The organism is Microcoleus sp. PH2017_28_MFU_U_A (assembly GCF_020738035.1).
GTDB lineage: Bacteria > Cyanobacteriota > Cyanobacteriia > Cyanobacteriales > Microcoleaceae > Microcoleus.
Genome location: NZ_JAEQCX010000085.1, coordinates 40,207 through 53,254 on the forward strand (window position 1 = coordinate 40,207; position 13,048 = coordinate 53,254).

Annotated in this window: 13 protein-coding genes; 7 read left to right on the plus strand and 6 right to left on the minus strand. The window is 46.4% G+C overall.

Translation table 11 applies throughout. From position 1 onward, the window contains the following. Positions 1–64: 64 nt before the first annotated feature. Positions 65–457, minus strand: a complete 393-nt coding sequence (locus JGK14_RS21150) for a Fur family transcriptional regulator (RefSeq protein WP_293143880.1) — start codon at positions 455–457, stop codon at positions 65–67. 140 nt (positions 458–597) lie between these two features. Between JGK14_RS21150 and purS the strand changes: the two genes are divergently transcribed. The 4 genes from purS to JGK14_RS21170 all read left to right on the plus strand — a co-directional run bounded on the left by purS (position 598) and on the right by JGK14_RS21170 (position 5,451). Continuing rightward, the gene (gene purS / locus JGK14_RS21155) at positions 598–882 is read left to right on the plus strand and encodes a phosphoribosylformylglycinamidine synthase subunit PurS (protein ID WP_293326948.1); all 285 of its coding nucleotides are present in this window, start codon (positions 598–600) and stop codon (positions 880–882) included. A 2-nt stretch (positions 883–884) separates the two neighbouring features. After that, a complete protein-coding gene (purQ, locus tag JGK14_RS21160) occupies positions 885–1,586 on the plus strand; it encodes a phosphoribosylformylglycinamidine synthase subunit PurQ (protein WP_293178265.1) in 702 nt (233 codons plus the stop codon). Positions 1,587–1,861: 275 nt separating this feature from the next. Next, a complete protein-coding gene (locus JGK14_RS21165) occupies positions 1,862–3,916 on the plus strand; it encodes an ATP-binding protein (protein WP_293178262.1) in 2,055 nt (684 codons plus the stop codon). Next, complete coding sequence (locus JGK14_RS21170; RefSeq protein WP_325315449.1) at positions 3,913–5,451, plus strand: hypothetical protein; 1,539 nt, start codon at positions 3,913–3,915, stop codon at positions 5,449–5,451. Before JGK14_RS21165 ends, JGK14_RS21170 begins: the two co-directional genes overlap by 4 nt. Here JGK14_RS21170 and JGK14_RS21175 read toward each other — a convergent pair. The 4 genes from JGK14_RS21175 to JGK14_RS21190 form a co-directional block, all read right to left on the minus strand. Beyond that, entirely contained in the window at positions 5,435–5,650 is a 216-nt protein-coding gene (locus JGK14_RS21175) for a hypothetical protein (RefSeq protein ID WP_293207170.1), read from the minus strand. The genes JGK14_RS21170 and JGK14_RS21175 overlap by 17 nt on opposite strands. 47 nt (positions 5,651–5,697) lie before the next feature. Then, positions 5,698–5,967: a hypothetical protein gene (locus tag JGK14_RS21180; RefSeq protein WP_293207168.1), complete on the minus strand. Its 270-nt coding sequence runs from the start codon at positions 5,965–5,967 to the stop codon at positions 5,698–5,700. Next, a complete protein-coding gene (locus tag JGK14_RS21185) occupies positions 5,915–6,253 on the minus strand; it encodes a DUF6972 family protein (RefSeq protein ID WP_293207166.1) in 339 nt (112 codons plus the stop codon). Before JGK14_RS21185 ends, JGK14_RS21180 begins: the two co-directional genes overlap by 53 nt. 88 nt (positions 6,254–6,341) lie before the next feature. Next, entirely contained in the window at positions 6,342–6,617 is a 276-nt protein-coding gene (locus JGK14_RS21190; protein WP_293207163.1) for a hypothetical protein, read from the minus strand. A 171-nt stretch (positions 6,618–6,788) separates the two neighbouring features. Here JGK14_RS21190 and JGK14_RS21195 point away from each other — a divergent pair, with 171 nt between their 5' ends. Then, a complete protein-coding gene (locus tag JGK14_RS21195) occupies positions 6,789–6,923 on the plus strand; it encodes a hypothetical protein (protein WP_293207160.1) in 135 nt (44 codons plus the stop codon). Positions 6,924–7,118: 195 nt separating this feature from the next. On the opposite strand, the gene JGK14_RS21200 is transcribed toward JGK14_RS21195, so the two are convergent. After that, complete coding sequence (locus JGK14_RS21200; protein ID WP_325315450.1) at positions 7,119–9,680, minus strand: PhoD-like phosphatase; 2,562 nt, start codon at positions 9,678–9,680, stop codon at positions 7,119–7,121. 251 nt (positions 9,681–9,931) lie between these two features. Here JGK14_RS21200 and JGK14_RS21205 point away from each other — a divergent pair, with 251 nt between their 5' ends. After that, positions 9,932–12,103: a CBS domain-containing protein gene (locus JGK14_RS21205; RefSeq protein WP_293178253.1), complete on the plus strand. Its 2,172-nt coding sequence runs from the start codon at positions 9,932–9,934 to the stop codon at positions 12,101–12,103. A gap of 38 nt (positions 12,104–12,141) precedes the next feature. Next, positions 12,142–12,276, plus strand: coding sequence for a hypothetical protein (locus JGK14_RS21210; RefSeq protein ID WP_293178250.1), 135 nt, complete (start codon positions 12,142–12,144; stop codon positions 12,274–12,276). The last annotated feature ends 772 nt before the right edge of the window (positions 12,277–13,048 follow it).

The following is a 13,048-nucleotide window of genomic DNA, read 5'->3' on the forward strand; positions in this document are numbered from 1 at the left end:
TTTCAATCGCCGAGTAAGTATCTTCTTCCTTCTTCCTTCTTCCTTCTTCCTTCTTCCTTCTTCCCTAAGATTCTTGAGCGAGAGTACATCGATCGCACAATCCAAAAAATTCCAAAGTATGATAATAAATTTTGAAAGAATGAGATTGTTGTAATTGGCTTTCTAGGTGGTGTACGGGGCATTCGTCGATCGTAATAGACGCACCGCATTCGAGACAAGTAAGGTGATGTTGGTCTTGGTGGGCGGCACCGTAGAGAGATTCGCCACTAGCAAGCGTTCTGACTTGCACGAAGCCCTCCCGCTTTAAACCGTCGAGGGAGCGGTAAACTGTTGCTAAGCCCATGCTGTGGTCGCTGTTACGCAGTTCTAGGTAGATATCTTGCGCTGAGAGCGATCGATTCAAGTGCTTGAGCAAGTGTAAAATACGCTCCTGACTGCGGGTGCGGTTGGTTCTCATAATTTTTTTGTCTAATCGGCTGGAATCAAATCTATCGCTGTTTCTAGGCTAGCTTAATTCGGGGCAGCAAAGGGCGATCGGCTTCCCGCCCGCGTTGTAGAATGAGGTGGCCGTAAATTTCGCATCACCTACACATTGCTGTGACTCAAAAATATTTTGCCCAAATCTATGTTACCCTCCGCCTTTCGGTTTTAGACCCGGCCGGTACTGCCGTACAGTCTGGTTTGCAACACATGGGATACGACAATGTTGAGCGCGTGCGGATCGGGAAGTACGTTGAATTGACGCTGACTGCTGCGGATGAGTCGGAGGCGCGCGAACAACTCGATCGCGTTTGCGACCAACTTTTGGCCAATCCAGTGATTGAAAACTATCGCGTTGAGTTGACTGAAATTCCTGTTGCTGTCGAGACAGCAGGGGTATAAAAATGAAATTTGGAGTTATTGTTTTTCCGGGTTCAAATTGCGATCGCGATGTGGTGTGGGTAACTCAAGGGTTGCTGCACCAACCGACGCGGATGATTTGGCACGAAGATACCGATATTTCGGATATTGACATCATTGTAGTTCCCGGTGGTTTCAGTTACGGAGATTATTTGCGGTGTGGTGCGATCGCCCGTTTTTCTCCAGCGATGCAAGCGACTGCCGAACACGCGAAACAAGGAAAGCTTGTACTCGGCATCTGCAATGGTTTTCAGGTGCTGACTGAAGCTGGTTTGCTCCCCGGTGCTCTGGTGCGGAATGCGGGATTGCATTTTATTTGCGATCGCGCTTCCTTGAAAGTCGAACGCGGTAATACGCCGTGGACTTCGGCTTATACTTCGGGTGAAATCATCGATTTGCCGATCGCCCACGGGGAGGGCAATTATTATGCTGATGCGGATACTTTGGCAGAGTTAGAAGAACACGATCAAGTGTTGTTTCGCTACTGTACAAGTACCGGAGAAATTAGCGCTGCTGGTAATCCGAATGGTTCGTTAAATAATATTGCGGGCATTTGTAATCGCCAGGGCAATGTGTTAGGAATGATGCCACATCCTGAGAGGGCATCCGATCCAATGTTGGGCGAAACTGATGGAGTAAAATTGTTTCAAGGGTTGCTGATGGCAACAGTTGCTGCTGTTTTATAGTTGATATTTGCAATATTCTTGTAGGGGCGGGTTCACCGATCGTAATCGCCCCAACTCGACTATCTCAAAAACCCGCCCCAACCCAACGAACAATCATCACCAACATTTAAAATTCAATGCAAATTTGAGGTTAATTTGGGTTATTGGTGGGGTGCGGGCGGGTTTATTTAGATTGTTTGTTGTCGTTAGATATTGTTGGCGAACCCGCACCTACAAGATTTTATGTTCTATAATAACAAATCAATGGGATTTGATATTCTTCATAAATATTTTTTATGTCCTTAGTTAATTTAGCCAACACCAAAGCTCGGCTACTCGGCTGTAGCGCCGTATACCTCGTCGGCCAGTCTCTCTCCACCGCCCTCAGCACCTCCGGCCCCGCAGCAACTATGGCAGCAGGTATACTCGGCGGCCCGACAGGAGTGTTGGCGGCTAGTGTTTTAGCAACTATTGTTACTGGTGTTGTCGGTAATATCACGGCGGGCGAATGCGGTAACAAGTTGGCGCAGCGAATCGGAAAAAATGCGGATATTCTTAAAAATGGCGATTTGACTGCGGCGGCTGGAGAAGCTATCAGCCGTCTGCTTCAAAAGAGTATTCCTGAATCTGAGGAATTTAAGGTGATTGCTGAACGAAATGGTCTGCGTCATGCTAAGGCTGATTTTCAACACTTAGCTAAGAAAACAGTCGCTTACTGGGAGACAATTGATGCCAAAACCGATGGTAATACAACTCCTTTGAATTTTTCTGATTCGCAACTTGCCAAGATTTTTTCACCGGTTCCGAATCAATTTGTGGAAGTTACCGGATTGTCGGTGCAAGATTGGCAAGATTTTTTGACGGTTTTTGCGGCGAAGGAAAACAAAACTTTGCATCCTGAATTGATTGGATATGCGGCGGCGCAACTGCACCAGTTTTTCCCGAAGGCGTTTTGCGAAGTGCTCAAACAAGATGCGGCAACTGGCGGCAGACAATTTGCGGGAATGCAGTTGATTTTGCATCGGGAAGCTGTGGCCCAATTGCAAAATTTGGGGCTGCAAAATGGCGAAATTTTGCAAAAATTGCAGGCTTTGGCGACGCGGGAGCAAATTTGCCAAGTGATGGCGAAATTGGAAGTTGTCGAAACTATCCGAGATGAGTTGGCAGAAGTTCGGGCATTGTTGCAAACTTATATCGATACTTCCGCGCCGAGTTTGCCGCTTTCTTTGCAGTGCGAAACGATTATTCAAGACAGAGTTAAAGATTTTATCGGGCGCTTATTTGTATTTGAAGCAATTAGCCGTTTCTTGCGAGAAAATCGGCAAGGCTATTTTGTTTTGGAAGCGGAACCTGGTGTCGGCAAAAGTTCGATTATGGCGAAGTTCGTGTTGACAATGGAACGCCATTGTGTTACTCATTTTAATTCGCGATCGGATGGGATTATTGATGCTAAAACTTTTCTGAAAAATGTCTGCACTCAGTTAATTCAAGGCTTTAAACTCAAGGATAAGTATCCGCAACTGCCGGATAATGCCACGGCAAATAACAATTTTTTAGTGCATCTGTTGAAGGAAGTTAGCGTTAAAGTGGCTCCCAAAAAGTTGATTTTTGTGGTGGATGCCCTGGATGAAGTGGATATGAGTTCCCAAACCAGAGATAGCAATGTTTTGTATTTGCCAGACGTTTTGCCAGCTAACGTTTATTTTATTGTTTCCAAACGGCCAGAAAACTTGCCAATGCCGGTGAATCATCTGGTTTTCGATTTGATGCAATATAATGCAGAAAGTTTGGCAGATGTCAAGGCTTATTTGGCAAAACGCACGGAGAAAAGTGCGTCTATTCAGAGTTGGATTAATCATCGGAATTTGAATCGGGAAGAATTTGTAACGGCGGTGGCTCAAAAAAGCGAAAAGAAATTTATCTATCTGCGCTATGTGCTGGATGAAATTGCAAGTGGCACTTACGGAGATGTTTCTTTGAACGATTTGCCAAGGGGTTTGCAGCAATATTATCAGAAACACTGGGGACAGATGATGGGCAGGGATGATGATCCGCTGTTGGAGATGAAGGTGAAGATTATTTATGTGCTCTCAAAAGCGCGGGAAGCTGTTTCCCGTGGGTGGATTGCGAAATCTGTGGGTGAGCGTGATTTTGAAGTACAGCGGGTACTCAGGAAATGGGATTCGTTTTTGCGACAGCAGCAAGTCGATGGCGAAATTCGCTACAGCATTTATCACAACAGTTTTCGCGAGTTTCTGGAAAAAGATGAAACTGTGCAATCTGCGGGGATTGATGTTGAAGAAGTTAAGCGTAAAGGTATTAATAACCGGATAGATGGAGCGCCACTATGAGTGATTTAAGTGTGTGGTTGGCGCAACAAAGTAAATCGGAACGAGAATATTTATTGAAGTATCAACCGAGGGATTTTGTTGAGGGGTTACGGGAGTTTGGTCGTTATTATGATTGGATGACGGATTTTGGTTTTATTAAGGCGAAGTTGGAATTGTCGGGGGTGAAGCTGCTGATTGAGGATTACGATTTGGCGAGAATTTCTGATGTGTTTTTGTCGGAGGGGAAAACTGAAACGCTGAAATTGATTCAAGGGGCGATTCGCAAGTCGGCGCACATTTTGGAAAGGGATAAAACGCAATTTGCTGGGCAATTGTTGGGGAGGTTGCTGGATTTTGAAGCGCCTGAGATTCAGGGGTTGCTGGAACAGGCTAAGCAGTCGAAAGATAGTCCTTGGCTGCGGCCTTTGAGGGGGAATTTAGAGCGGGCCAATGAAGGAGCACTGCGGACGCTTGTCGGTCATACTAGCGGGGTAAGAGGAGTGGCGATCGCACCAGACGGCAAAACCGCGATTTCCGCTTCAGACGATAACATGAAAATCTGGGACACAGAAAGCGGCACCCAACTGAGAACCCTGACCGGTCATAGTAGCTCGGTAAGTGCAGTGGCGATCGCACCAGACGGCCTCACTGCGATTTCCGCTTCAGGGGATAACACCCTGAAAATCTGGGACATCAAGACGGGTACTGCACTCAAAACCCTCACCGGTCATAGTAGCTCGGTAAGTGCAGTGGCGATCGCACCCGATGGCAAGACAGCGATTTCCGCTTCATATGATAGCACCCTGAAAATCTGGGACACAGAAAGCGCCACCGAACTTAGAACCCTCACGGGTCATACTGGTTGGGTAACAGCAGTGGCGATCGCACCAGACGGTAAAACCGCGATTTCCGCTTCAGATTCAGAGGATAGCACCCTGAAAATCTGGGACATAGAAAGCGGTACGGAACTTAGAAGCAGAACCGTCACTGGTCATGTTGACTTGGTAAGTGGAATGGAGATATCACCCAACGGCCAAACAGTTCACGTATCTAGACCCCCCACTAGGAATAACTGGGCAAAAGCAGTGGCGATCGCACCAGACAGCAAGACAGCGATTTCCGCTTCAGGGGATAAAACCGTGAAAATCTGGGACACAGAAAGCTGCACGGAACTGAGAACTCTAACCGGTCATACTAGCGAGGTAAATGCAGTGGCGATCGCACCAGACGGCAAGACAGCGATTTCCGCTTCAGGGGATAAAACCGTGAAAATCTGGGACACAGAAAGCTACACGGAACTGAGAACCCTCATCGGTCATACTAGCGAGGTAAATGCAGTGGCGATCGCACCGGACGGAAAAACCGCGATTTCCGCTTCATTGGATAACACCCTGAAAATCTGGGATTTGCTTAGCGGTAAAGAGCTCGCTAGTTTCAGCGGAGAGTATGGATTTAATTGCTGTGCAATTTTGCCTGATGGAGTGACAGTTGTAGCGGGCGATCGATCGGGGCGGGTGCATTTCCTGCGATTGGAGGGAGTTAGCGGCGGGCGATAATCCAAGAAACCGGGTTTTTGCCCGAATCTGTGGGTTGTAGCGAAGTATTTCGGAAAAAACCCGGTTTCTGGGGCCTCGCGATCGCATTTTTGGATTGATGGGCGATCGCATTTTTTGTGGATGGGCGATCGGGTTTTTGGTTTTTTTGTGGATGGGCGATCGCATTTGAGAGAAATGTGCGATCGGGTTTTTGGTTCATGTGCGATCGAACTTGTGGATGGGCGATCGCCTTTCACCATCAATTATTCAAACTAACTCCGACATTCTCAGCCGCCCTTCCATCGGTTCATACTCATCCTCCAAAAGCCAATACTGTGCCTCATCATAACTCTGACTAGAAAACACAACTTTATAAGCCTCAGCCGGATCGTAAATCCGACAATTTCCATCAGCATCACTGAGTAACAAAAGCAGATAAGGAGGTGAAAGATTTGGATCGATCCATACCTCTGTAAACTCCCAGTTATTCTTGACTAAATCGGCTTCGAGGGGTAACGTGGTATCGGTTTTCAGCATCAACTTTTATCTCCCCATAGTAAAGTAAAAGATGGCTACCATCCGGGTCAACTCTATAACCAATTGATTCAACAAAAAACATACCATAACGATCATAGCCGCGAATTTTACCTGTAAATTCTCCATCTTCTATTATAGCTTGAGCTACCTGATTCATAGTAGCCTCATTGTTAAAAACATGAGCAGCACGTCCTTTATTAAGCAATCTTCTCATTTGTGGCGTGTCTGGCAAATGTTTAGCAATGTGCTTGCTGTCAAGAGTGATTTGGCGATTAATTCCACTCATCAATTAATTACTAAGATTACAGGATATAAAGGATGAGTGCGATCGGCAAACCTGAGCAGAATATTCGTATCTACAAGGCATAACATTGCTATGGATGATCCTCATAGATACCAGCACGACTCACCGCAAAATCCGATACCATAGGGACATTTACTCCCGTATTTTTAATGGAATCATCAGCCAATTCATCTAAAAGTATTTCAAACTCGCGATCGCCGATTTCTGCATCAGCATCACTTACTGTTGACAACAGACCTGACGTTGACTTCCAAGTTAGAAAATCAACAAAATTAAGAACAACTTCTAGCTGCGGTTTAGCTAAATAACGCAGCTTATCTACAATGCTTTCAATTACAGCTTCCATACTTTTATAGTTGAGCTTTAATTGTGATATATCTCCCACAATCTTAGTATAAATATTACATTTTGTCAAATTCAACCAATTTTAGAAGCTCGGCGGTTGGAAACCGCGTCTACACAAACGATGTCCGCCGGACGCCGACGAAGAGGGTATTCGGAGCTCGAAAATTATCGGGTGAAATCTTCAACCCGCGCACCATCCGGGTTTTGTCTGTGTAGCAGCGGTTTCCAACCGCCGGGGTTTTTGGGATTTTCGCATTTTTGGATTGATGGGCGATCGCATTTGAGAGAAATGTGCGATCGAATTTGAAATCCTCGGCGGTTAGAATCCCGGCGGTTGGAAACCGCGTCTACACAAACGATGTCCGCCTCCGCGGACTAAGAAATAACGGAATCTTCAACCCGCGGAGGCGGGTTTTGTCTGTGTAGCCGCGGTTTCCAACCGCCGGGTTTCCAACCGCCGGGTTTCTGGGATTGCTTTGTTCTCGCAATCACAGATTAGAAACTAATCATCCTCATCCAATCCCAGCGGCACAAAATACTGACTGTAAACCACACTATCCGGTGCCCAAAGCGGCCGCCAATAAACACTTTGAATCACCGCCTTCTCCCCATCACCCTCAGCAGGCCACTCAAAACTGACGATCGCAATATTGCCATAACCCACAATCTCATCACCCTCTTGCAGCCATCGATTCCGCCACAACAGCGCTATCAAATTCCACAAACGACGCAACATTAATAACAGTTTATTTTTAGGCAATATACTTGACATATCACCGTCTTCATGCTGCAAAAACACCCGAGATTTTTGCCGCTTCATCCAGTCAACTCGATAGCCCCAATCAGGAAAAGATTGCCTATCCCTCACAGCAGCCACCACAGCCTTCTTTCTGCCACGCCTCGGAATCTTCACCAACTCCAGCGGCTCATTCCATCCCAAACGTTCGTGCGATCGCTCAGGAAACAACGACTTAATCTTAGTATGAATTACATGAGTTGTCCACTCCTCATTAATAAAAGCACTAGCCGTTAACTGCGCCAAAACAGACAATCTTTGACTCGCAATTTTCAACTCTCCATTCACCCCAGATACAGACGGTAAACGCTCAATCTCAGAGCGAGAATCGCCAAAATGACAATCCGACCAATAACTCAACCGCACAGCACCAGCATAGTGGATATCCCCCGTCAAAACAATCACCCGATCGCGCTGCTTAAAAAACTCCGACAACAGCTTCACAAAAGCCAACTCATGAAAATTCCAAGCATCCCCCGCATCGGTATTAAAAACCTTTCCCTGTTCCACATCCCGCCTTTGCACCGCATCAATAATCCATAAACCCACCAAATTAGTCGGCACCACAACCAGCGTCGCCTCGATCGCAAATTCCCCAGATTTATTCAGCAACTCAGTCTCCCGCAAAGGCTGCTGAATTTGCTCATCAAAACCTTTGTGAGTCAAAAGCATCGGCGGGGCGATCGCACTTTCGGGCGGATAGCCCCGCCAAGTCCGCGTATCCAGCACAATCACCTCATGCTTAAAACTTCTGATCGTAAAATGCCAATCCAACACATCCTCATCCCGATCCAAAATCAAAACATCATCATCTAACTTAAATTTCGGCAAACCAGTTTCCATATCAACCGCCGGAATCCCCAAATACCCAGCAGCCTCATCCCAAACACCAACATCAGTCCCCGCCGAATCCGACCACTTTTTAGCAGCTTTTAATAACTTATCTCCTACTCTTCCATACTCGAACTGTGCGGGCGTATTTCCCCAACTCTGAAACACAGTATAAGCCAGCAAAGCATTCTGCACCACCCGGCGGCCCAGCGGCTTCCCCAACACCCGGTAACACCACTCTCGATTCAAAAAGCAATCATCGCTAACATCATGGTCATCGCAAATCATATAAGTAGAAATATTAGCCAGCGCCCGCCTCACTCGCCACAAATTGCGACAAAAACCGTCAAGTTCTACAACTTCTCTATCCCAGACTTTTGCTTGCTTAGAATCTTGACAAATATCGTTACCCTTCGGAAAACTATCGCACCAAAGCACAGGAGACCAAACTAACAAATACATCGCGCAATATTCGCCCAAACCAAACAAGTGACTTTTAGCCTTATCCGGTTTATTCACCAACATCGCCGTAAAACCGCCAAAATCTCTAGCAATATCGCTGCGAGTCCCCGGCTGCAACTCAATTGGTTTTTTGTATTCAGACTCAGCATCAGACGCTTTCTGAATTGCCGATTCTCTAAAAATTTCCCTCTCTTGGCGAATTACATTTTTCTTTTCCGATTTCTTAGGTATACTGGTACACAAATTCTTTTTTATTTGGGCATCATTCATCAGGGGCAGATTCTCTTCCCAGCCCAACAGTGTATCGCCAGCATCAGTCAAGGCCCACAGCATCGCATCGGCAACGTCATCGCCGTAAATTTGGTCACCCGTTAAAAACAGTTGGTGGGGGCGGAAATTTGCCATACCTGCAAACTGTTCGATCGAATTATCCAAGATTGGCAGCGCATCTCTGCCGTCTCCGTGGGGCTTGCGACAAGAACCGTGCACTATACGCAAATAGTTTAAATCCCTCGGTGGCAGGGCAAAAGTCGGCAACCCGTGAGCGAAATAACCGATCGTCTGCGGCCCCAAAACTGACAAATCAGCAGCAGTCGGCCACAGACAAGAAAGGAGATTTTCCTGCTCATTTTCTGGGACTCCCACCGACGGCGACTCCTGACTCCCCGCAAACTCAATGTCATAAGCATAAATTTGCCCGTATGTCAAGATATCTCTGTCGATTGGTTTAGCAGTCACGGCCGCTACGTGCAGGTATTTGCCAAGCCGCACAGTAGAGCTAGCACCTTGCAGCAAGGGCGTACCGACAATTTCACCAGTGCCGCCCTCAGTCGCATAAACCTTGAGTTCGACTTGACGGGGTGCTTTCAAAGCCAGCCAAACTGTTACGCCCCCAGTTTCAATTCGGCGCAAAATCGGGCCTGCAAGAATCAGCGGCAAATGATGAATTCGATGATTTAATGGTGTCCACGACATAGGAATTAAACAAATAAAAATTAAATAACGGGTTTTTGGCAAAGTATCTGTCAGCCGATTTGAGATTTGAGATTTACTCCATATATCAATCTGGAAGCTTGAACTAGGATCTGAAATTTGGAGCTCACCACTATAGGACTACGTGGCACGGTATCCGTTTTTCGGTTCCTTCTTCCACTTAATTAATGCTAAGTCTGTCAACCCATGTCCGCCAAATTGTAACAATTCATTAAGGAAAATTAATAATCACCATGCTACAAGAACAAGATTTACAACATTTTTTAGATTCAGTCCCCCAGCTCGCAATTAAACCACCAGCATCCCCTGTAGAACCCAACAGCGCACCGATCGATCTATCACCTTTAGATCGATCGATCGATCGCCATCCCCTGACAGTGGCTCCAGAAACACCGATCGCCGAAGTATTGGCTCTCATGAACCCGATGCGCGTCTCCTGTCAGCTTTGTAGCGAAAAACAAAAGAGTCTTAAGAACACGGCCAAGCGCAGTTGTGTCATAGTCGTGGAGGACGATCGCCCGATCGGCATTTTTACAGAACGGGATATCGTTAAGTTAACTACTCTGGTAAATTGTGCGATCGGACTGACAATTGCTGAGGTAATGACTCACTCGCCCATTACCCTCAAACAATCCGAGTCTCAAGATATTTTCACCGCTATATTCACCTTGCGCCAGCACTCCATCCGGCACTTACCCGTAGTCGATGAGGACTCGCGACTTGTCGGAATCATCACCCGCGAAGCCATTCACGAAGCCCTACAACCAGTGAACTTGCTAGCAAATTTGCGCTGTGCGGGAGATGTCATGACAAAAGAAGTCATTTGTGCCCCAAAGACTGCCTCAGCCCTCGAATTAGCCCAGCTCATGGTCAAAAATCGATCCCATTGCGTCGTCATTGTCGAAGACCAAATTCAGCATCCACAGCGGATCGTACCAATAGAAAAGTATCAAATCCCGATCGGCATTGTCACCGAGCGCGACATCGTGCAATTTCACGCCCTCGAATTAAACCTCTCGGAAATCTCAGCGGCTGATGCCATGAGTGCGCCTTTATTTTCCATATCTGCCACCGATTCCCTCTTCCGCGCCCACCAGGAAATGCAGCGCCATTGCGTCTGCCGTTTGGTAGTAGTTGGCAGTCACGGAGAGCTTTTGGGTGTTGTTTCTCTGACAAGTTTGCCGCAAGTTTTTAACCAATCTGAGATGTACGGGACGATCGAGCTTTTGCAGCAAGCAGTAGACGATAGAGCCGCCCAATTGCAGAAAACCAACGAACTTTTACAGCAAGAAATTTTAGAGCGACAGCGCGCCCAAGAAGCCCTGCACCAAGCTCACGAAGACTTAAAAAAACAAGTTGAAGAGCGCACCGCCCAACTTTTAGAATCAAATAAATTATTAAGACGGGATATTATCAAGCGCCAGCGAGTAGAAGAAGTGCTGCGGAAAAAGCAAACCTGCTTGAAAAATCAAGCAGAGCAATTAGAGCAAACAGTGCGGAAATTGCAGCAAACTCAAACTCAATTAGTCCACACCGAAAAAATGTCTTCTTTGGGACAAATGATTGCCGGTATCGCCCACGAAATTAACAATCCGGTTAATTTCATCTACGGCAATCTTTCCCACACGAGTCATTACATCAAAGAATTAATTCAACTATTAGAACTTTACCAGCAGCACTATCCCGAACCAGTCTCGGAAATTAGGGAAGCAGCAGCAGATATGGAAATCGATTTTTTGGTGGAAGACTTATCTAAGATCGTGTCTTCGATGCAAGTTGGCACCGATCGCATCCGCCAAATAGTCCTGTCAATGCGAAATTTTTCGCGATCGGATCGAACTAGCGTCAAATTCGTTGACATTCACGAGGGACTCGACAGCACTTTGTTGATTTTGCAGCACAGGCTCAAAGCTCACGGCGGACATCCAGGTATTCAAATTATTAAGGAATACGGCAATTTGCCCAGCGTCGAGTGCTGTGGAGGTCAGATCAATCAAGTGTTTATGAATATTATCGGCAATGCTATTGATGCTTTGGATGAAGCAATCCAGAAGGGCCAATGGAGAAAGGGAAATGGGAAAAATCCACCGCCGTTAATTCCTAGTTCTCCATTGACTCTTCCCGCAATTACAATTCGCACTGAAGTTGTTGCTGGCGATGTTGTAGCGATCCGCATTTCCGACAACGGCGGGGGCATACCGGATGAGATTTGCAGGCAACTATTTGACCCGTTTTTTACTACCAAACCAGTAGGTAAGGGGACTGGGCTGGGGCTGTCTATTTCCTATCATTTAGTTGTGGAACAGCATGGGGGGCGGCTGGAGTGCGTTTCGGAAGTTGGACTGGGGACTGAGTTTGCGATCGAGATTCCGATCGTCAGAAGGCAGTTGACAGCGGACAGTTGACAGTTGACAGCGGACAGTTGACAGCGGACAGTTGACAGTTGGCAGTTGGCAGTTGGCAGTTGGCAGTTGGCAGTTGGCAGTTGGTAGGGGCGGTGTATCTCAGTTTTGCATTTGTAGTGCTGTCGGGAGCTCGCGTATTTTACAATACGCGAGCGGGGACGCTCGCACTGTAAAAAAAATGCTTTTTGCAAAAATGCTCCCGGTAGGGGCGGTGCCCCTGTGCCCGCCCTCAGTTGACAGTTGTCAGATTTTCGGAACTCCGACACTCTCCCCAAATCTCCCACTCGGAGACTCTCGCCCTCGCCCGTCGCCGCTCAATTACTAAAAATTCACAATTTTTTACACAACACTCAAAACCGCAGCAAAATCACTCTTTCCTAATCTAAAATCTCAAATCTCAAATCCAAAATCGTCTAATTTTGGCATCCCAGGCCCAATTAACCCAACTTACTTTCCGCTTTGCCTCATCCACTAGCGCCTTTGTTCCCCCTCCACTTACCCCACAAGCCATCAACTGCACCCATCCTAGCCCCAAACCCAAAGACCGAGATTATTTGAGAAGTTAATTTTTGTTTTGTTTTTGTACCTCTTTTTATTAAGAAAGTATTCTAAAACTTAAATAAAATCTAAAATATTTATAAAAATAGATTTGTAAATCAAAAAACCAGCTAAGATGCCCAAAGATGCAAAATAAATAGAATTACTAGCATTTTCATTTCGAGAGCCCCTTTCTTTTCCTCGTAAGTTAGCTAATAATGCTTTCAACGAGCTTTCCGCACAGCAACTCCAAACTAGACAAGAATGGGATTGCGGTAAGGGCATTGGAGGAAAGGTTATTGCATTGGGGCTATCCGCTAAACACTGGACAAAAGTGGACGAGATAGCCAGTCTAAGTCTTTAACTAGGCTACGTTAGTAAGGTCACGACACCTACGAGTGCTTTCCA